Origin of the sequence: Bacillus sp. SH7-1 (assembly GCF_008042405.1) — a bacterium.
Taxonomy (GTDB): Bacteria; Bacillota; Bacilli; order Bacillales; family Bacillaceae_G; genus Bacillus_A; species Bacillus_A thuringiensis_N.
In genome coordinates this window covers 336,120-354,011 of the sequence record NZ_QNUD01000009.1, presented here as the reverse complement: position 1 = coordinate 354,011, position 17,892 = coordinate 336,120, and the positions used below count along the sequence as shown (strand labels likewise).

Genomic DNA, 17,892 nt, shown 5'->3' with positions numbered 1-17,892 from the left:
AAATAGTATGAAATTTACTGTTTTTTATATGTAGATGTCGAATAATACATTGTAATATTACGGATGTGTGACAGAACATAAAAAAACGAAGGTAATGAAATTACCTTCGTTTTTTATTATTTTGCCCATTCACTTACTTGCTCTACGCTCATTCGTGGTGCAGGGTGACCTTTTAAAGTTGATTCACCAATTGTAATAAGCATAATTGGTACATAACGAGATGAAACATTGAATTCTTCTGTAAGTGCTTGTGGGTTGAAACCACCAATAGCACAAGTATCCCAGCCAGTTGCTTTAGCTGCAAGCATAAGTTGCATTGCTGCTAAAGATGCATTTGAAAAGGCTGCATCTCTTGGGAATTGCTCACGAGCATATGCAGACTCAATATTTTTAGCTAAGCGCTCTTTTGCTTCTTCTTTCATAAATCCTTGTTCTACAATTGGACTATAAACTGGTTCAACGTTTTTATAAGCTTCTAAATCACCTAAAATAGCGACTACAGCAGAAGCATCAAGTATTTGTTGCTGGTTATAAGCAATTGGATGTAATCGTTTCTGTACATCTTCACCTTGGAATACGAGGAATTTCCAGTGCTGCAAGTTCCAAGCAGAAGGTGCTTGAGCAGCTCCCTTTAAAATCTCGTGTAACTCTGTAGATGAAATTTCTTTTTCTGGGTTGAATGCACGTGTAGATGTGCGTCCATATAGAACGTTAAAAAAGTTATCGTTTGTCATTATATATCCTCCAAATTACATATCAAATTATGAAAAAATACTTGTAATGTATTCTACTTACATTTTGTAAGTTGTCGAATTTAAGAATATAATATATTTATTTTAATTGTCAAGTTTTAATGAGAAAGCTAGGGCATTCATACAAACGATACAATTTCTATAATCATACACTAAAAAAGGAATTTATAGAGTGAAAAAGCGAAGAGAACATTCTCAATTAGCTTGTTAATATGTATTCCTCACTGATTAGAGTTTTTAGAGAACAATCTTTTATAAAATGTTTGTGAGGAATTCAGTAGAACAAGATATATGAAGTGAGTGAAGACTAGTGATGAACATACTACATTTTTTATTAGAGAATACGGTTTTCCAAAATGTATTACAAGATCTTCAGTTAAATGTCCTTTATATAGAAAATGGATGCACACATCAACAAACGATAGAAAATATCCATCCAAAATGTATGTTTATAGCAAATAGTTTCGAAGAAGGAGAATTATTGTTTCAGAGGACTAAACCACATATTGTAATTATGTATGTAACAGATTTTTCTCAAATAAAATATATAAAGAATATGTATAATCCACAGGGTACATTTATTGTCATTTGGGATCAACATATAACAAGCGAGTTTGCAGAAGTGCTTACGTTAGGAATACGTAATATTGTAATAGCCCCTGTGACTCCACAAATGGTGTTAGAGGAAGTGAATAAGAGTTTGTATCAGCTTTCTTTAGTACGGCAAGTAAGTTTGCAACAAGAACTACTTCAAATGATGTTTGATTTTCAAAATGATCTATTATTTATAGTAGAAGATGATGAGATTGTTGATTGTAATACAAATTTTTTAGAGTTTTTTGGATATGAAAATTTGTTTGCCTATCGTGAGCAGCATTTAGTATTTGCTGAACATTTCATTAGAGAAAATGGATACTATTCAACAACCCATGATATAACATGGTTAGATGATACATTATCATATGATAGAAGAATTAAGATGTCCAATTATGAAGGGGAAGTGTCAACTTTTTTATTGCGAGCGACACCACTGCCAGAAGATCTATCAAGATTTATTGTGAAGTGTACAGAGATTACAGAATTAGATGCAATCTATCAAGAACAAGAAAGGCTTGCTATGATAGATTCGTTAACAGAGATTTATAATCGTTTGAAGTTCCAACAAATACTAGAGGCAGAATGGGATAATGCAATGCGTAATAATGAAAACATAGCACTTATTTTATTTGATATAGATAATTTTAAAACAGTAAATGACACGTATGGTCATGATTTTGGTGATTTAGCGTTAATTCAGCTTGCAGAGCTTATGAAATCTAAAGTGGAGCAGCAACATGTATTTGCAAGGTGGGGAGGAGAAGAATTTATTATATTAGTAACGAATACAGTAGAAAAAGAGGCATTTCAGGTTGCGGAATCATTACGATTTTTCATTGAAACAAAGCAATTCTCAGGCATTTCAAAATTAACAGCGAGTTTTGGAGTTGCATTATATGAACAAGGAATTACAAGAGAAGAATTAATGCAACGAGCGGACATTGCATTATATGAAGCGAAAAAGAATGGCAAAAATCAAGTGTGTGTATATAGAAAAGAAAAAAAGTGATTTTTCGCAACAAATTGTTGCGATTTTTTTTTATTGTTTGATAATAGAATGTAGGGGGGATTTTGAACGAAGGAATTATGGAGGAACAACATGATAAAAAAAATAATGACGATGGCTTCGCTGTCAGTTGTAGTTTGTGGTGGAGTATACTATTTTCTCTATAACCCCAATATAAAGGAAAGCACTGTATTAACAACTAAGGTGAATCCTACTATTGAATCAGAAGTACAAGAGAATATAGAAGAAAAAGAAGAACAGCAAATTGATTATGCTAGTATATCTCAAAAGTTAGATCAATATTTAATAGGAAAGCAATTTAATGGAACAGTTTTAGTAACAGATAAAGAGCATGTTATATTGAATAAAGGATATGGATATGCTGATGTTCAAAATAAGATAGAGAATACGCCTCAAACGAAATATCGTGTCGGTTCTATTACGAAAACAGTTGTGGCCACATCTATTTTGCAGCTACAGGAACAAGGGAAGCTAAATATTCAAGATAATGTAAATAAGTATATTCCCTCTTTTCCAGTAGATAAAAATATTACTTTATATCATTTGTTAACACACACATCAGGTTTACCAGAAAGCGGAAAAGGGAAAGTGAATGCCGCTTCTCGTATAAACTTAGTAAATTGGATTGGAAGCCAAAAATTAGAATTTCCACCAGGCACAGGTTGGAGGTATACAGATTATAATTATATGGTGCTTGCCTACATTATAGAAAACATATCAAAAAAAACTTTAGGAGATTACATAAAAGAAAATGTATTTACTAAAGCAGAAATGCATGAATCTGGTATGGGAAATATGGCTCATGGAGATCAGCATTTTACTAAAGGATATGTAAAGAAAGAGAATGTACTTGAACCTGCACAAAAATTGTTAATGGATTGGTTATATGGATGCGGTGAGATGTATACAACAGTTGGCGACATGAAGAAGTTAGACGAAGCGATAATAAATGGGAAACTTCTTTCTGAACAAAGTATACAAGTGATGTTTTCACCTTCAACAGAACGAAAATATGCATTTAGTTTTTACATATATCCGGATTATTTTCATAATCATGGTGTACTATCTGGTTGGAACACTTTTAATAATTTTAATAAAGAAAAAGGGACATTTGTTATTTTATTTTCAAATGTGAAAAATAGTATAGATGATGATTTTAATAATGAGTTTCGAAAGATGGTAAGTGATTTATTAGAAAAAAGGGGATGAGAAAATGGAACATAAAAATGTATCAATTGGTTTCATCGGTATTGGTGTAATGGGAAAAAGTATGGTGCGTAATTTAATGCAAAACGGTCATAAAGTATATGTATATAATAGAACGAAAGCGAAGACAGACTCTTTAGTGCAAGATGGTGCAAATTGGTGCGATACACCGAAAGAGTTAGTAAAGCAAGTTGATGTTGTAATGACTATGGTTGGATATCCACATGATGTAGAAGAAGTGTACTTTGGAATAGATGGAATTTTGGAGAATGCAAATGAAGGCACGATAGCAATTGATTTCACGACATCTACACCAACATTGGCAAAACGTATTAATGAAACTGGGAAAAGTAAGAATGTATATACGTTAGATGCGCCTGTATCAGGAGGAGACGTTGGTGCGAAAGAAGCAAGACTCGCAATTATGGTCGGTGGCGAGAAAGAAATATATGAAAAATGTTTACCGTTATTCGAAAAACTAGGAACAAACATTCAGTTGCAAGGACCAGCTGGAAGTGGACAACATACAAAAATGTGCAATCAAATTGCGATTGCTTCTAATATGATTGGGGTATGTGAAGCTGTTGCTTATGCGAAAAAAGCTGGTCTAGATCCAGATAAAGTATTAGAGAGTATTTCAACGGGGGCAGCAGGTAGCTGGTCATTGAGTAATTTAGCTCCTCGAATGTTAAAGGGGGATTTTGAACCAGGGTTTTATGTAAAGCATTTTATGAAAGATATGAAGATTGCTTTAGATGAGGCTGAAAAATTGCAATTACCAGTACCAGGTTTAAGTTTGGCGAAGGAATTGTATGAAGAGCTAATAAAAGATGGGGAAGAGAGTAGCGGAACACAAGTGTTATACAAAAAATACATAGGGGGTAAATGAGATGAATCTTCAAAAATTTGATGAGATGATTGATGCTGTACAGAGAGCAACTTGTATACAAATTAATGAAAAACAAAAAGAAGCTTTTAAACAAAAATATGATTTTGAACCGGAATTCGAATACGGAAGAGATGAGAAAGGGCATTACGTTATTCGAGCTTCAAAAAAGATGCTAGAAGAAATGGAGTTTTATTTGGCATTGAAATACGATCGAGATGGAGTTGACCTTTATATGCAAGCAGAGATTGACGGTATATGTCACGTATCTGTTAGCTATAGTGAAGATGTCCTACATTTACAAGAATTGTTTCAATTTCTAGAAGAAAATAAATAAAAGTCCTCATTTGAGGACTTTTATTTATTTAAGTATATTTAATTTTATAATTATAAGCTAGAAGCACGGCGGCATCGTTCAATTGGGAATGGAATAACTTGCGCGATGTGATTAGGACCAAATTGTTTTGCACGAGCATGCCGTATTATATAAAATGCACACAGAATTGAAACAGGAATAGCACCGAATAAACCAAAAAATAAAGCGCTTACACAAGATGCGACAAAACCTAAAACGCCAACTTCTAACTCTTCCATAATAGCTCCTAGAATAACAGGAAGTGCTCCACACGTAACCCCTAGTATAAGTGCGATAAGTAAACTCATGATTATCCCCCTCTGTTTGCGATATTCTCTTCCTTCTTAGTTAATTGTAGTATATCATATACAAAACAGAATTTTCAGAAAAAATTCAAAAAAAGTTCAATAAATGTTCAAAAATTGTTAAGAAAGACACTTGAAAACTAGAAGGAGAAGATTGTTTATGAACGGATGGATTTATACGTTTGAGAAAATAAAAAATCAGGCTTATTTCATTTTTGAAATAAGCCTGTTCCATAGGAGGATGTATATATGTAGAGTGAATAAAAGGTTGGAAAAGGGGGTCCAAGTCCTTTTATTCAACTAACTACCTTAATAAATTGGAACCCAGCCTTCAGTTGTCACAAAAATACGAATAGCTACAACTTGGCGATCATCTTGCAAGGTAAAATAATGTCTTGCATTTTCAGGAACAGATATGAGATCACCTGGCTCAAGTTCAACATCAAAGAATTTTCCATCTTTTCCTTCAATGGCAAAGATGCCATGCCCACTAACAATAAAGCGAACTTCATCATCAGTATGATGGTGTTCTTTTTGGAAGTTAATTAATAATTCGTCAAGGTTAGGCGTGCTATTTGAAAGTGAAATTACATCATGCGCTTTATAACCTCGACGTGCTGAAACATCAGCAATTTCTTTTGAAAACACAGCTAATATTTCAGCCTTGTTTTCATCTGTTAACGAATAATTTTCATTTAAATGAGGAGGAAGCTTAGAAATATTCCACTTCTCATATAAAACGCCTTCCTCTTGTAGAAATTTTGATACTTCCACCCCATTTTCAATGCGAGTATTTACTTCATGAATACGAATTTGCGCCATTAGAAACGCCTCCTTGAATTGATAATAGTTTTATATGAAATTGGAATAAAAACTCATAAGCTTCTAATCTTTTCTTTGCATCAAAGCTATCTCGGCCCCATACGGTAATACCGTGGTTACGGATTAATATTGCTCCCGAATCTCCTTGTATATGCTTTCGGAAGTTTTCTCCAAGCGTTGGGATATGGGCATGGTTTTCGATAATAGGAATGTGAATTGTTGCACCTTCTTCCCAAATATCAAGAGCTTTAATAATTTCTTGATTTTGAAGGGTAACGGCATCACTATATAAATTTGTGATGACATTATTATCAGTTGTATGAACATGAAGTACACATCCAGCATTCGTATTGTTATAAATATGCGTATGCAATATTGTTTCTGCTGAAGGGCGTAATTCAGTCTCTAATACGGGAACCCCTAGATGATCTACTAATAGAAAATCATCTGGAGTAGTTTTTGTTTTATCTTTACCACTTGCTGTAATAAGAAAAGTAAGTGGTTCATGACTAACCTTTATAGAAATATTACCACTCGTTGCTGGAAACCAATTTCGTGTAGTTAATTCTTTTTTTATCTCGCTTAAGTCAAACCATTGACGAAACAGTTGTTTCATAATTTCACCTCCAACAAATGTTTTAATGCAGTTTGAACATCGTGAAATGTTTCAAAAGGTGTATAAGCAATATGATTCTCTTCACACTTCGTAATAAGGAAGTCACGGGCAAATACTTTATCCGCTTGTTTTGCGGCTTGTAAATCAGTAATTGAATCTCCAATCACAATATGGAAGTCATTCGTATCACTTAATTTACGGATTAAAGATGATTTGCATAATCCGCAATGATTTTGACAATGATGGTCACAAGGATGAGGCCACTTAACGGTAATGTATTCACTTGAAAAGTCTGTTTCATTACAGTAAATTTGCTCTTTTGGAATGTGTCCTTGTAAGAGTGGATAGACGAAGAAATCCATTCCACCTGATATAACGTAAAAAGAAATATTATTTTCATTTACAAATTGTATAAATTCATGAAAACCACTACGGATTTTAGCAGTTTCTATTAAAAATTGAATAATATCATCATGCAGATTAGTAGGTATTAATTGAAATAATTGAGAAACACCTTCTTGAATAGATAGCTCTTGTGATAAAATTCTATTCTTTACTTCTTCGGCTTCTAGTGGTGCGAATTTTTCCATAATGGACATAATGTTATCATTATTTGTAATCGTCCCATCAAAATCACAAAATACTTGAATACTCATAATTTCACCTCATGAGAGGGATTTCCCCATATTTGTAGTGCACTATGCAAATTTATGTCATCTACTTCATGGAGTGGTTTATTTTGCAAAGTAGCATCAATTGCAGCACGGAAAGCTTTACCGCCGCCCTGCGCCCCATTTGGATGTCCGTGTATTCCGCCACCAGCATTAATAACAACATCTTTACCGAAATCTCGTAGAATAAAGGGAACGAAACCAGGATGAATACCAGCCGACGGAACAGAAAAGCTCTTCTTGAAAAATGCATCGTCTTCAGTTAAATATTTTGAAATAGCAAGAGCTTCCTCTTTTTCTAGAGCAACATTTCCGTATGGAGATGGGAATAATGAAAAATCAGCCCCAGCATAACGTAGTAGCTTTCCGAGTAATAATGGAGATGAAACTCCATATAACTTGGATGCTGAATAAGCACCACTTACAGCAGGATGTGCCATAATAGGAACTGGGATTTCATCATCTTCTGCAAGTGATTGTAGTGCATCTAGTCCGTAAGCAAATACGTTAAATAATAGAATATCAGCCCCAGCTTGCACTGCACGTTTCGCATTTTCTTTTAAATCAAAAGTTCGTCCTGTTAAATTTACGGCATATAACGTTTTATGTCCGTATGTTTCATATACGGATTGTAAAACTTCTTTTCCCGATACAATGCGTTTCGTAAGAGGTGTTAATGTATTCTCAAATAATATTTCATCATCTTTTACTATATCTACACCACCAATGGCTTGATCGCGTAATTGCGTTTTTAAATACCCAATATTTCGTCCAATCATTCCTTTAAAAATACTCATTAACAGGGGACGCTCATGCACTTGTAAAAGGTTTCGAATACCATCTATCCCGAATTTTGGACCAGGAAAATGTTTTTTTAACTCGTCTGAAAAAGTTAAGTCAATTAATTTCACTTCGCCATCAAGTGATAGCTTTCCGAATGTAGTCGTTAAAATCGCTGGTAAATCTGGACTGAAGTTTAATAATGGATATTCGATTTTAATAATCCCACGTTTTACTTTTTTTCGTAAATACGAATTGGTATGTTCATGTTCAGCTAATTCCTCAACATGAATGACATTGCCTTTATGCTGTTTTAATTGTTCTTGTAATAAGTTTGGTAAATGAGTCCAAGAGCCAATTGTTAATCCGAGTGCAATTTGCTCGGCCTTTTTTTCTAAGTTATGTGAATCATCATGGATTAAATACGTCGCTATTATTCCGCTCATTGTTATAACCTCCTAGTTAAATAAAAAAACCTCTCAGCTAAGGAGAGGTTTTTTTACAACCAGCTCCTTATCTGTCAGCATAATGCTGCGAGAATTAGCACCGTGTCTACAATTGTAGATCGGTTGCCGGGTTTCGTCGGGCTCGTCCCTCCACCTGCTCTTGATAAGAAGTATTTAGAAATGTTTAAATTTTTAAGATAACTGAATTTTGTCAGATATTTTTTATGTTGTCAATGGCTTTTTGAAAAAATTTAATTTATCAATTCGATTAATGGCTTCTCGTAATCTATCTTCTGTATGCAAGAGACCAACGCGGACATACCCTTCGCCATGCTCACCAAATCCAACACCAGGAGCAACTGCGACGTGTGCTTTTTCTAGTAAAATATCAGAAAATTGCTCGGATGTATAACCTTCCGGTACAGGAAGCCATGCAAAGAATGATCCGGTTGGAATGTCTACCTTCCAACCAATTGAGTGACAAGCTGAAATAAGAGCGTTTCTCCGGGATTCGTAACTATTTACAAGATCTACTACGCAAGACTGTGAACTTAATAGTGCTTCGCGGGCAGCATCTTGAACTGCACCAAAAATACTAACATACATATGATCTTGTAATAAGTTAATTGTTTCAATCACACTTTCATTACCTACAGCAAAAGCGATGCGCCAGCCAGCCATATTGAAAGTTTTCGATAATGTGTAAATTTCGATTCCTGTATCTTTGGCACCGTCTGCTTGTAAGAAACTAACAGGCTTTTGACCATCGAACCCAATAGCACCGTAAGCAAAATCATGAACAACTAATATATTGTGTTTATTAGCAAAATGAATAGTTTCATCAAAAAAATCTTTTGATGCAGTAGCACCTGTAGGATTATTTGGATAGTTTAAAAACATTAATTTTGCACGCTCGGCGATAGAGTCATCAATTTTCGTATAATCTGGTAAAAAATTATTTTCTGCAATAAGCGGCATTATTTCAAATTGTGCTTTTGCTAAAGCAACTCCTGATAAATAATCTGGATAGCCTGGATCTGGAACGAGAATAGTATCACCAGGGTTTGTAAAACAAACTGGTAATTCTACTAATCCGGCCTTTCCACCAAACAATATAGCAACTTCCGTTTTTGGATTTACTACTACATCATATTCACGTTGATAGAATGTTGCCACGGCTTCTTTTAAGCTTTCATGTCCGCGAAATGGCGGATATTTATGATGAACGGTCTTTTCTGCAGCATCTTGCAAAGCTTTTACGATATGCTGCGGTGTTGGTTGATCTGGATTACCTTGACCTAGATTAATAACATCGTGACCAGCTGCTACGACTTTGTTAACTTTTGCAACAAGTGAAGCGAAAAATTGTGTTGGCAATGATGTTACTATCTCAGAAGGTTGAAATGATTTCATACTTTCCACCTCTTTTGAAAGTTGTTACAATTCTAGTGACAAATGATATAATCTTTCCAGTATTTTGTAAAGAAAAAAATGAGAATGGGGCTGAAAAAATGAAAGTCGCATGTATTCAAATGGATATTGTCTTTGGAGATGTAGAAAAAAATATTGAGAATGCTAAGAATAAAATAAGCGAAGCAATGAAGGAAAGACCAGATGTTATCGTCTTACCAGAACTATGGACAACAGGTTATGATTTAACGAGACTTTCTGAAATTGCAGATAGGGATGGATTGGAAACGAAAGAAAAGTTGATAGAATGGTCGAAACAATATGGTGTACATATTGTTGGTGGTTCTATAGCAAAGCAAACAGAACAAGGTGTTACAAATACAATGTATGTTGTAACGAATAAAGGAGAACTAGTCAATGAATATAGTAAAGTGCATTTATTTCAGCTTATGGATGAGCATAAATATTTAATCGCTGGAAATAGTACAGGTGAATTTAAGTTAGATGATGTAGAGTGCGCTGGCACAATTTGTTATGATATTCGTTTTCCGGAGTGGATGCGCGTTCATACTGCTAAAGGTGCAAAAGTGTTATTTGTTGTAGCAGAATGGCCATTAGTTCGTTTAGCACATTGGCGTTTGCTATTGCAAGCAAGAGCAGTTGAAAATCAGTGTTATGTTATTGCATGTAATAGGGCAGGAAAGGATCCGAATAATGAGTTTGCCGGTCATTCTTTAATTGTCGACCCTTGGGGCGAAGTTGTTGTAGAAGCGAATGAAGAAGAATCAATTTTATTTGGAGAGCTTACATTGGAGAAAATTAAAGAAGTACGGAAAGGAATTCCAGTTTTTGCAGATCGTCGTCCAGAATTATACAAATAAAATGTTGACAAGTGATTTTTATTCTTGGTATAGTCTTCAACATAAAGTTAAAAATTCAAAAAATTATACAACTCTTATCAAGAGCAGGTGGAGGGATTTGGCCCGATGAAGCCCAGCAACCGACCGTAATACCATTGTGAAATGGGGCGTCTATTTACGCCAAAAGGCACGGTGCTAATTCCAGCAGAAAGTAAAACTTTCTGGCAGATAAGAGGGGAGAAGATAAACTTCAAACCTCTTTCTTAGTGGAAAGAGGTTTTTCTACGTCAGAAAAACCTCTGAATTAAAAAAAGGGGGAGAAGACGATGGGATATTATTCATTAACTGAAACAACAGCTATACAATATGCGAAAGCACGCGGTTATTTTGAAAAGAAAGCAAATGTAGTTTGTCATGAAATTGGAGATGGAAATTTAAATTATGTGTTTAAATTAGATGATGGAGAGAAGTCTATTATAATAAAACAGGCACTGCCATATGCGAAAGTGGTTGGTGAGAGCTGGCCATTGTCTATAAAAAGAGCGACGATTGAAAGCAAGGCATTACAAATTTTTGCAAAGTATATACCGGATTATGTTCCGTTAGTGCACAGTCATGATGAAGAGTTAGCAATAACAGTAATTGAAGACTTATCAAGACTAACAATTACAAGAAAAGGATTAATAGATGGAGAAGAGTATCCACTTTTATCCCAACATATCGGTCGTTTTCTAGCGCATGTTTTATTTTATACTTCAGATTTTGGTTTACAGTCAGAAGAGAAAAGGGTACTAGAAGGTACATTTGTAAACCCAGACCTTTGCAAAATTACAGAAGATTTGGTGTTTACAGATCCGTTTGGTCATTACGATACGAATGATTATGAGCCGGAGTTACAATTGGCTGTTGATGAACTTTGGAGTGATAAAACTTTAAAACTAAAAGTAGCGCAATATAAATATAAGTTTTTAACGAAAAAAGAAGCACTTATTCATGGGGATTTACATACAGGTAGTATTTTTTCATCACCTTCTGAAACGAAAGTAATTGATCCAGAATTTGCAACGTATGGTCCATTTGGATTTGACATCGGTCAATTTATTGCAAATCTATTATTAAATGCTTTATCTAGAGAAGAAGAACAGAGAAGTGTACTATTTTTCCATATAGAGAAGACATGGAGTTATTTTGTAGAAACTTTTACGAGGTTATGGATTGGAGAAGGTGTAGAAGCATATACGAAAGAAAAACAATGGTTACCAATTATTTTGCAAAATATTTTTACGGATGCTGTTGGATTTGCTGGATGTGAGCTTATCCGTAGAACAATTGGCCTAGCGCATGTAGCTGATTTAGATGAAATAACAAATAAAGAAACGAGAATTCAAGCTAAGAAAAAAGCGTTATCCTTAGGTAAAGAACTAATAAAATATGAATCCAAGAGTGCTGATATTCAATTGTTCCGAACACTATTTCAACAGACAGTTTCTGGAGGGGTAAAAGCATGAGCACAATTGTTACTATTCCGAGGTCTGTAAGTTGGAAAGGGGATGCTATTGCAGTATTAAATCAAACAAAGTTGCCGCATAGCACAGAATATAAAACATTAACGACGATTGAAGAGGTATGGAAAAGTATTGTCATGCTAGAAGTACGAGGAGCTCCTGCAATTGGAATTGTAGCTGCATTTGGCTTGGCGCTTGCATCAAAAAAATATAACACTGTACATATTGAAGAATTTCAAAAGAAGTTTAATAGAGATTGTAATTATTTAGGAACGTCACGCCCGACAGCAGTCAATTTATTTTGGGCAATCGATCGTATGAGAGAATCTATTCGAGAAATTACTACAATAAAAGAAGCACAAAAAATATTAGAAGAAGAAGCGCTTCTCATTCAGCAAGAAGATGGAGCGGTATGCCGGAGTATTGGAGAACATGCATTAACATGTTTTAAAGACGGTGATAACATTTTAACAATTTGTAATGCTGGTAGTATCGCAACTGCTAAATATGGTACTGCATTAGCACCGTTTTATATTGGGAAAGAAAAAGGTATACGTTTACATGCGTATGCGTGTGAAACAAGACCAGTTTTACAAGGCGGACGTTTAACAACGTGGGAATTAAAACAGGCAGATATTGATGTAACACTTATTACAGATAATACGGCAGCTCATGCTATTCAAACGAAAGAAGTAAACGCGATTATTGTGGGAGCGGACCGAATTGTTGCAAATGGAGATACAGCAAATAAAATCGGAACAATGAATTTAGCTATATTAGCAAAGTATTTCAATATTCCATTTTACGTTGCAGCTCCGTTATCTACATTTGATATAACGAAACAAACAGGCTCTGAAATTGTTATTGAAGAAAGAGACGAAACAGAAGTTACGAAAATTTTTGGGAAACAGGTGGTACCAATTGGAACTGATGTTTATAATCCTGCATTTGACGTAACACCGAATGAATTAATTACAGGTATTGTTACTGAGAAAGGTATTATACGTGGAAATTATAAGCAAGAAATTGCATCATTGTTTGAAAAAACAAGCTAATACATAATAGCTTGTTTTTTTATGCCTAAATGTGTTCGTTTCTCTTATTTATATAATGAAAGGAGGCGAAAAAGATGGAAGAGTGGATTAAGATGATAGGTAATGTAGGGTTTCCAATTGTGGTAACATTATATTTACTCCATCGGATTGAAAATAAATTAGATGGGGTAATTGTTGCAATAGAAAAGTTGCCGCGGCAATTACTACAGCATGACGATCCTCGCGATAAAAAATAAAGTTTGCTCTTCGTGAGCAAACTTTATTTTTATTGAGCAGTATAACCACCATCGATAACAACAGCTTGCCCGGTTATACCTTTCGCTTTTTCACTCGCTAAAAACATCGCATAATCAGCAATTTCTTGTACTTGTAATAAGCGTTTTTGTGGCACAAGTGGATAAATGACTTCTTCTAAAACATTTTCAAGTGGTACATTTCGAGTCGTGGCTAAGTCTTGTAGTTGGTTGCGGACGAGAGGGGTATCGACATAACCAGGACAAAGAGCATTTACAGTAATACCATGCGTAGCGCCTTCTAAAGCAGCAACTTTTGTTAATCCAATTACGCCATGTTTGGCACTATTGTAGGCGGATTTTCCTGCAAATCCAACGAGGCCATTAATGGAAGCGACATTAATAATTCGGCCATACTTTTGTTTTTTCATGATTGGGAAGACATGCTTAATTGCGATAAAAGGAGCGATTTGCATAATTTTAATAAGCAGTTCGAACTTTTCGGTTGGAAAGTCTTCAATTGGTGAAACGTGTTGCATTCCTGCGTTATTAATTAATATATGTAATGAACCGAAATGATCAACTGTTTGAGAAATTGCAGCTGTAATTTCTTCTTCAGATGTAACATCACATTTTAAACCGATAGCCTGATAGCCTTCTTTTTGTAGTTGTTCAGCAGCTTCTTTTGCACGTTCTTCAAGACGATCGGTAATAACAACTTTTGCACCTTCTTTTGCAAAAGCGTTTCCCATTTCATAACCAATACCACTTGCAGCGCCTGTTAAAAAAACAACTCGATTTGTAACCATGATGAAAAACACTCCTTCATAATAAAGTTTTCATATTGCTCTATTTAGAGAGGGTATAATAAAATTCCTGCAAACATTTGGAAAAATATTGTTAGCTATCTTGCTTTACAAAATAGTCCCTGCTATACTGTTTTGTAAAGCAAGATACTTACGCTTATCTATCTTGTAAAACAAGATAGTGGGAGGATTTGAATTATGTCGACAAGTCAAATGCTGAAAGGGATTTTAGAAGGATGTTTACTTGCTATTATTTCTGAAGGTGAAATATACGGTTATGAAATGAGTGAAAAGCTAGCGAAGTATGGCTTTACCATGGCAAGTGAAGGAAGTATTTATCCGTTATTAATACGGATGCAAAAGGAAGGATTAATAACAAGTGTAATGAAGGAATCTCCATCTGGCCCAAAGCGAAAATATTATACATTAACAGAAAAAGGTGAAGATGCACTTGATGAATTTATGGATCGCTGGGAAGCGATGCAAAGTAGTGTGGAACGTCTACTTGAAGGGAAGGGGAGAAGAAAATAATGTTATCAAATGAAGCACGGAAGTTTTTATTAGATATGAGATTATTTTTGACCGCAAAGGGTGTGAAAGAAAGCGATATTGAGAGCTTTATCGAAGACGCAGAACTTCATTTAATAGAAGGTGAAAGTGATGGGAAAAGAGTAGAAGATATTTTCGGAAGCTCACCGAAAGAATATGCAAATGAACTTGTAAAAGTGATGGAAAGAGATAGACAAGAAACGTGGAAGCAAATTGGTTTTACAGTAATGAATATCGTATCTTTTTGGATTATTGCTTCTATCTTAATAGTGAATAACGGAATTCTACAGATTTCACTTATTCAGTGCATTGGCTATAGCTTTACATTGATCGTAGCTGTAATGGGGCCTAATTTTCTACTTCGTAAAATGACCTTCGTAACAAGCTTTACAAAAACATGGTTTTCTATGTGGTTTTTAGTCATGATTGCGCCAATGTTTTTAATAGGAGTTGTTACGATATTAGATGTAAAATATCCTACCAAAATGTTTACATTCACCGAAATGCAAAGTTATATATTAGCTGGTGGGATTTTTATCATCACAGTAGCGATCAATATATATTTTGAAGGATGGTTTAAAAACTTATATTTAATCATTCCACTTTCTACTATGTTATTGTTTAAAAAATTTACATCGGAAGACCTTGTTCCAATGTTATTTCAAATTATATGTTTATACGGAAGTTTGTTTATTTTAATTTTCCTTGAAATTATGATGAAGACGAATAGAAGAGAAACGGTTTAATAAGGGAGGGATTATTATGAAGATTTCTAAAGAAGGGGAAAAGTTTTTAATCGATACGAAAGTGTATTTAATAACAAAAGGAATTAAAGAAGAAGATGTGGACGCCTTTCTAGAAGATGCAGAGCTTCATTTAATAGAAGGTGAGAAAGAGGGAAAGACGGTAAGTGATATATTTGGTGATTCACCAAAAGAGTATGCGGAAGAATTAGCGAAAGAGATGGAGAAGGATAAAAGCGGAAGTGTAAAGACTATTTTAGGAATGATAATTGGAATAGGGGGATATTGGTTACTTACAAATATTTTATTTGGAAATCCGAATCAACAATTTACGTTAACAAATGTACAGTTAATTGGTTATCCTATCGTTTTAATTATTACAATTATTGGAACGATTGTTGCGTTTAGAATGTCTTCTTTTAAAAGTAAATTAGTAGAGTTTGGGATTATTTATATAATAGTGATGATACCTATTTTATTATTGGTGTTATTAATGTTTATGAATAAATGGTATGGGACGCCAATTTTACAATTGTCGACAATGCAGACATATATATTAGCAGTAACTATATTTTTATTACTTCTTATTGGTGAAGTATATGTTCTTGGTTGGATGGGTGTTTTGGTACTAATTGTTCCTCTTGCGATTATGTTCTTATTTAAAGACTTGGAAGAAAGAAATGTATTTTGGGGAATTGCAAAGATCTTACTTATGTATGGAAGTATATATGGATTAATGAGATGGTCTTTAAAAATTGAAGAGAGAAAAAGTGTAAACTAGTTGAATGCTAATTTTTATTAAGAGGAGAACAAACATGCAAAGTATATTTCTAGGTATATTGTCTATTATATTTTTAGGTTTAACGATTTTGGGGCTATATACTACCTTTTCAAAAAAGGTACACGATAACTATTTCGATACTTTATTAGATGATACATCGGGTTATGTTTTGTTCTTCGGCTTAATAGGTAAAGGGCTGCTCTGGATATGCAAAAAATTATTTCCAAAGAAATATTATATAGAGATTTTTAGAGTAATTGTATTTATGTTTAGTTGTATATTTGCATCCGTTGCAGCCGGAATTTGGTTTATTGATTGGAATATATTGTTTTAAACAGTAACAAAGTCGTTACTGTTTTTTTCTTTGCAATAAAGAGCTTTGTAAAGAGAGTGTTTTTTGTTCGTTCGTCAATAGAGACTGAATAGGAACATTTTCAGGGCGCGGGACTATCGGATACATAAGATTGGTTGGAGAAGGATGGTGCTCCGAGCCAGTTGGGGAATGAGGATCTGCGTGAGTAAGTTTTCCGTGAACACGTCTTGTAAATAAAATATGACCGATTTCATGAGCGAGCGTATATATATTTTTCATAGGAGCAGCCGAGTTTGTTAAAACGATATATCCTGTAAGTTGTTGCTGTTTTGCTAAAGAGTAAGCGCAGGCAATTACTGCTGTTTCTTTGAAATAATCACTGCCAATATAACAAATGTAAAGGTCGCATTCAGGAGCTTCATTTACACACGTTTGGAAAAAGGATGCTAATTTTTCCTGACTTTGAATAGAATTTTTATAACTAATTTCACGGTCAGAAAAACGGAAAAGTTCATTTAAAATAATTACTTCTTGAATTTGAAATGTAATCGGGTGCCAAATTGATTCTGCAACAGCTAAATCTTTTGCGATGCGGTCATCAGAAATATCGGCGCCGGGAGTAATGCAAATACATATATTGACGTATGGATCCATAAGGAACACCTCGACTGAAAAAAGTTCTTCCTATAATATATGTGGGGAAAAGATGTCATGTATGGATAAACGCCTTCTTTATTAAATATATAGATGACAAGTCGAAAAAATTTCATAGTTCTATAACGTAGTGTGATCATCTTTTTGATATAGTAAAGAAAAGGGGGAGAATATATGTATACATTAAAAATCGTTTCAGACAGAGAAGCTCTTTATCAATTTGCAAGTTATGTAAGAGTTGTACAAGGGGTGGAAGATGTATATGTAGAGGTGGGAGAACCTTTATATGAACATCCTTTAATGAAATTTTATGTACATATTAAGCTGGAGGAAACATATGACCAGCATAAAGCGTTACAAGAAATAGCAAGATTAGTAGAACTAGGGCGTTTTACATATGTCCATTATCGTAATGATGAAATTGAAGAAGCTTTTGAAGCTGTAAAATATGAAAGTTTTAAGAAATAAAGGTGAAAAAAGGAGGCGAAAGCTTCCTTTTTTTCTTTAAAATTACATCAAC

General features: G+C 34.3%; 22 protein-coding genes and 2 riboswitches. Of the genes, 13 read left to right on the top strand and 9 right to left on the bottom strand.

The genetic code is table 11. The features are described 5' to 3' along the window. Window positions 1-116: 116 nt before the first annotated feature. Window positions 117-734: a nitroreductase family protein gene (locus DN390_RS10780; protein ID WP_147807321.1), complete on the bottom strand. Its 618-nt coding sequence runs from the start codon at window positions 732-734 to the stop codon at window positions 117-119. A 331-nt stretch (window positions 735-1,065) separates the two neighbouring features. Between DN390_RS10780 and DN390_RS10775 the strand changes: the two genes are divergently transcribed. The 4 genes from DN390_RS10775 (at window position 1,066) to DN390_RS10760 (ending at window position 4,805) form a co-directional block, all read left to right on the top strand. Further along, the gene (locus DN390_RS10775) at window positions 1,066-2,358 is read left to right on the top strand and encodes a GGDEF domain-containing protein (RefSeq protein ID WP_147807320.1); all 1,293 of its coding nucleotides are present in this window, start codon (window positions 1,066-1,068) and stop codon (window positions 2,356-2,358) included. Window positions 2,359-2,448: 90 nt separating this feature from the next. Beyond that, entirely contained in the window at window positions 2,449-3,585 is a 1,137-nt protein-coding gene (locus tag DN390_RS10770) for a serine hydrolase (protein ID WP_147807319.1), read from the top strand. 4 nt (window positions 3,586-3,589) lie between these two features. Next, window positions 3,590-4,471 carry an NAD(P)-dependent oxidoreductase gene (locus tag DN390_RS10765; protein ID WP_147807318.1) on the top strand — a complete coding sequence of 294 codons (882 nt, stop codon included), beginning with the start codon at window positions 3,590-3,592 and terminating at the stop codon, window positions 4,469-4,471. Between the two features lies 1 nt (window position 4,472). Beyond that, window positions 4,473-4,805 (top strand): DUF3909 family protein, encoded by a 333-nt coding sequence (locus DN390_RS10760; protein ID WP_060632129.1) that lies wholly within the window; start codon window positions 4,473-4,475, stop codon window positions 4,803-4,805. A gap of 50 nt (window positions 4,806-4,855) precedes the next feature. On the opposite strand, the gene DN390_RS10755 is transcribed toward DN390_RS10760, so the two are convergent. The 6 genes from DN390_RS10755 to DN390_RS10730 form a co-directional block, all read right to left on the bottom strand. Further along, complete coding sequence (locus tag DN390_RS10755) at window positions 4,856-5,131, bottom strand: hypothetical protein (protein ID WP_060632128.1); 276 nt, start codon at window positions 5,129-5,131, stop codon at window positions 4,856-4,858. 306 nt (window positions 5,132-5,437) lie between these two features. Further along, window positions 5,438-5,950, bottom strand: a complete 513-nt coding sequence (locus tag DN390_RS10750; RefSeq protein ID WP_147807317.1) for a 1,2-dihydroxy-3-keto-5-methylthiopentene dioxygenase — start codon at window positions 5,948-5,950, stop codon at window positions 5,438-5,440. Continuing rightward, window positions 5,928-6,566, bottom strand: coding sequence for a methylthioribulose 1-phosphate dehydratase (locus tag DN390_RS10745; RefSeq protein ID WP_097950678.1), 639 nt, complete (start codon window positions 6,564-6,566; stop codon window positions 5,928-5,930). The genes DN390_RS10750 and DN390_RS10745 overlap by 23 nt, the downstream gene beginning before the upstream one ends. Continuing rightward, window positions 6,563-7,222: a 2-hydroxy-3-keto-5-methylthiopentenyl-1-phosphate phosphatase gene (mtnX, locus tag DN390_RS10740; RefSeq protein WP_147807316.1), complete on the bottom strand. Its 660-nt coding sequence runs from the start codon at window positions 7,220-7,222 to the stop codon at window positions 6,563-6,565. Before mtnX ends, DN390_RS10745 begins: the two co-directional genes overlap by 4 nt. Continuing rightward, on the bottom strand, window positions 7,219-8,463 hold the full coding sequence (mtnW, locus tag DN390_RS10735; RefSeq protein WP_147807315.1) for a 2,3-diketo-5-methylthiopentyl-1-phosphate enolase: 1,245 nt from the start codon (window positions 8,461-8,463) through the stop codon (window positions 7,219-7,221). The genes mtnX and mtnW overlap by 4 nt, the downstream gene beginning before the upstream one ends. Before the next feature lie 64 nt (window positions 8,464-8,527). After that, window positions 8,528-8,633, bottom strand: a riboswitch (SAM riboswitch). A 52-nt stretch (window positions 8,634-8,685) separates the two neighbouring features. Further along, window positions 8,686-9,876 (bottom strand): pyridoxal phosphate-dependent aminotransferase, encoded by a 1,191-nt coding sequence (locus tag DN390_RS10730; protein ID WP_097950681.1) that lies wholly within the window; start codon window positions 9,874-9,876, stop codon window positions 8,686-8,688. A 14-nt stretch (window positions 9,877-9,890) separates the two neighbouring features. Here DN390_RS10730 and DN390_RS10725 point away from each other — a divergent pair, with 14 nt between their 5' ends. The 4 genes from DN390_RS10725 to DN390_RS10710 all read left to right on the top strand — a co-directional run bounded on the left by DN390_RS10725 (window position 9,891) and on the right by DN390_RS10710 (window position 13,529). Beyond that, entirely contained in the window at window positions 9,891-10,754 is an 864-nt protein-coding gene (locus tag DN390_RS10725) for a carbon-nitrogen family hydrolase (RefSeq protein WP_147807394.1), read from the top strand. Window positions 10,755-10,825: 71 nt separating this feature from the next. Then, a riboswitch (SAM riboswitch) is annotated at window positions 10,826-10,968 on the top strand. Window positions 10,969-11,059: 91 nt separating this feature from the next. Continuing rightward, window positions 11,060-12,241 (top strand): S-methyl-5-thioribose kinase, encoded by a 1,182-nt coding sequence (mtnK, locus tag DN390_RS10720; protein ID WP_147807314.1) that lies wholly within the window; start codon window positions 11,060-11,062, stop codon window positions 12,239-12,241. Further along, window positions 12,238-13,293, top strand: coding sequence for an S-methyl-5-thioribose-1-phosphate isomerase (gene mtnA, locus DN390_RS10715; protein ID WP_147807313.1), 1,056 nt, complete (start codon window positions 12,238-12,240; stop codon window positions 13,291-13,293). Before mtnK ends, mtnA begins: the two co-directional genes overlap by 4 nt. Before the next feature lie 74 nt (window positions 13,294-13,367). Next, window positions 13,368-13,529: a YvrJ family protein gene (locus tag DN390_RS10710; protein WP_147807312.1), complete on the top strand. Its 162-nt coding sequence runs from the start codon at window positions 13,368-13,370 to the stop codon at window positions 13,527-13,529. 29 nt (window positions 13,530-13,558) lie between these two features. Here the strand turns inward: DN390_RS10710 and DN390_RS10705 are convergent, their stop codons facing one another. Continuing rightward, on the bottom strand, window positions 13,559-14,335 hold the full coding sequence (locus DN390_RS10705) for a 3-hydroxybutyrate dehydrogenase (protein WP_147807311.1): 777 nt from the start codon (window positions 14,333-14,335) through the stop codon (window positions 13,559-13,561). Window positions 14,336-14,530: 195 nt separating this feature from the next. On the opposite strand from DN390_RS10705, the gene DN390_RS10700 reads away from it, so the two are divergent. Genes DN390_RS10700 through DN390_RS10685 form a run of 4 tightly spaced genes read left to right on the top strand, consistent with a single transcriptional unit; the run spans window position 14,531 to window position 16,739 of the window. Continuing rightward, window positions 14,531-14,863: a PadR family transcriptional regulator gene (locus DN390_RS10700; protein ID WP_098544006.1), complete on the top strand. Its 333-nt coding sequence runs from the start codon at window positions 14,531-14,533 to the stop codon at window positions 14,861-14,863. Then, a complete protein-coding gene (locus DN390_RS10695; RefSeq protein WP_147807310.1) occupies window positions 14,863-15,627 on the top strand; it encodes a DUF1129 domain-containing protein in 765 nt (254 codons plus the stop codon). The genes DN390_RS10700 and DN390_RS10695 overlap by 1 nt, the downstream gene beginning before the upstream one ends. Before the next feature lie 16 nt (window positions 15,628-15,643). Further along, window positions 15,644-16,405: a DUF1129 domain-containing protein gene (locus DN390_RS10690; protein ID WP_060632118.1), complete on the top strand. Its 762-nt coding sequence runs from the start codon at window positions 15,644-15,646 to the stop codon at window positions 16,403-16,405. A 34-nt stretch (window positions 16,406-16,439) separates the two neighbouring features. After that, complete coding sequence (locus DN390_RS10685; RefSeq protein ID WP_147807309.1) at window positions 16,440-16,739, top strand: DNA-binding protein; 300 nt, start codon at window positions 16,440-16,442, stop codon at window positions 16,737-16,739. 15 nt (window positions 16,740-16,754) lie between these two features. Here the strand turns inward: DN390_RS10685 and DN390_RS10680 are convergent, their stop codons facing one another. After that, window positions 16,755-17,372 (bottom strand): ImmA/IrrE family metallo-endopeptidase, encoded by a 618-nt coding sequence (locus DN390_RS10680; protein ID WP_029439798.1) that lies wholly within the window; start codon window positions 17,370-17,372, stop codon window positions 16,755-16,757. 174 nt (window positions 17,373-17,546) lie between these two features. On the opposite strand from DN390_RS10680, the gene DN390_RS10675 reads away from it, so the two are divergent. Continuing rightward, window positions 17,547-17,840, top strand: a complete 294-nt coding sequence (locus DN390_RS10675) for a DUF3928 family protein (protein ID WP_029439797.1) — start codon at window positions 17,547-17,549, stop codon at window positions 17,838-17,840. Window positions 17,841-17,892: the final 52 nt, after the last annotated feature.

Coding starts and splice junctions, on each gene's coding strand:
- DN390_RS10780 (WP_147807321.1), bottom strand. CDS start 734: ATGACAAACGATAACTTTTTTAACGTTCTATATGGACGCACATCTACA.
- DN390_RS10775 (WP_147807320.1), top strand. CDS start 1,066: ATGAACATACTACATTTTTTATTAGAGAATACGGTTTTCCAAAATGTA.
- DN390_RS10770 (WP_147807319.1), top strand. CDS start 2,449: ATGATAAAAAAAATAATGACGATGGCTTCGCTGTCAGTTGTAGTTTGT.
- DN390_RS10765 (WP_147807318.1), top strand. CDS start 3,590: ATGGAACATAAAAATGTATCAATTGGTTTCATCGGTATTGGTGTAATG.
- DN390_RS10760 (WP_060632129.1), top strand. CDS start 4,473: ATGAATCTTCAAAAATTTGATGAGATGATTGATGCTGTACAGAGAGCA.
- DN390_RS10755 (WP_060632128.1), bottom strand. CDS start 5,131: ATGAGTTTACTTATCGCACTTATACTAGGGGTTACGTGTGGAGCACTT.
- DN390_RS10750 (WP_147807317.1), bottom strand. CDS start 5,950: ATGGCGCAAATTCGTATTCATGAAGTAAATACTCGCATTGAAAATGGG.
- DN390_RS10745 (WP_097950678.1), bottom strand. CDS start 6,566: ATGAAACAACTGTTTCGTCAATGGTTTGACTTAAGCGAGATAAAAAAA.
- mtnX (WP_147807316.1), bottom strand. CDS start 7,222: ATGAGTATTCAAGTATTTTGTGATTTTGATGGGACGATTACAAATAAT.
- mtnW (WP_147807315.1), bottom strand. CDS start 8,463: ATGAGCGGAATAATAGCGACGTATTTAATCCATGATGATTCACATAAC.
- DN390_RS10730 (WP_097950681.1), bottom strand. CDS start 9,876: ATGAAATCATTTCAACCTTCTGAGATAGTAACATCATTGCCAACACAA.
- mtnK (WP_147807314.1), top strand. CDS start 11,060: ATGGGATATTATTCATTAACTGAAACAACAGCTATACAATATGCGAAA.
- mtnA (WP_147807313.1), top strand. CDS start 12,238: ATGAGCACAATTGTTACTATTCCGAGGTCTGTAAGTTGGAAAGGGGAT.
- DN390_RS10710 (WP_147807312.1), top strand. CDS start 13,368: ATGGAAGAGTGGATTAAGATGATAGGTAATGTAGGGTTTCCAATTGTG.
- DN390_RS10705 (WP_147807311.1), bottom strand. CDS start 14,335: ATGGTTACAAATCGAGTTGTTTTTTTAACAGGCGCTGCAAGTGGTATT.
- DN390_RS10700 (WP_098544006.1), top strand. CDS start 14,531: ATGTCGACAAGTCAAATGCTGAAAGGGATTTTAGAAGGATGTTTACTT.
- DN390_RS10695 (WP_147807310.1), top strand. CDS start 14,863: ATGTTATCAAATGAAGCACGGAAGTTTTTATTAGATATGAGATTATTT.
- DN390_RS10690 (WP_060632118.1), top strand. CDS start 15,644: ATGAAGATTTCTAAAGAAGGGGAAAAGTTTTTAATCGATACGAAAGTG.
- DN390_RS10685 (WP_147807309.1), top strand. CDS start 16,440: ATGCAAAGTATATTTCTAGGTATATTGTCTATTATATTTTTAGGTTTA.
- DN390_RS10680 (WP_029439798.1), bottom strand. CDS start 17,372: ATGGATCCATACGTCAATATATGTATTTGCATTACTCCCGGCGCCGAT.
- DN390_RS10675 (WP_029439797.1), top strand. CDS start 17,547: ATGTATACATTAAAAATCGTTTCAGACAGAGAAGCTCTTTATCAATTT.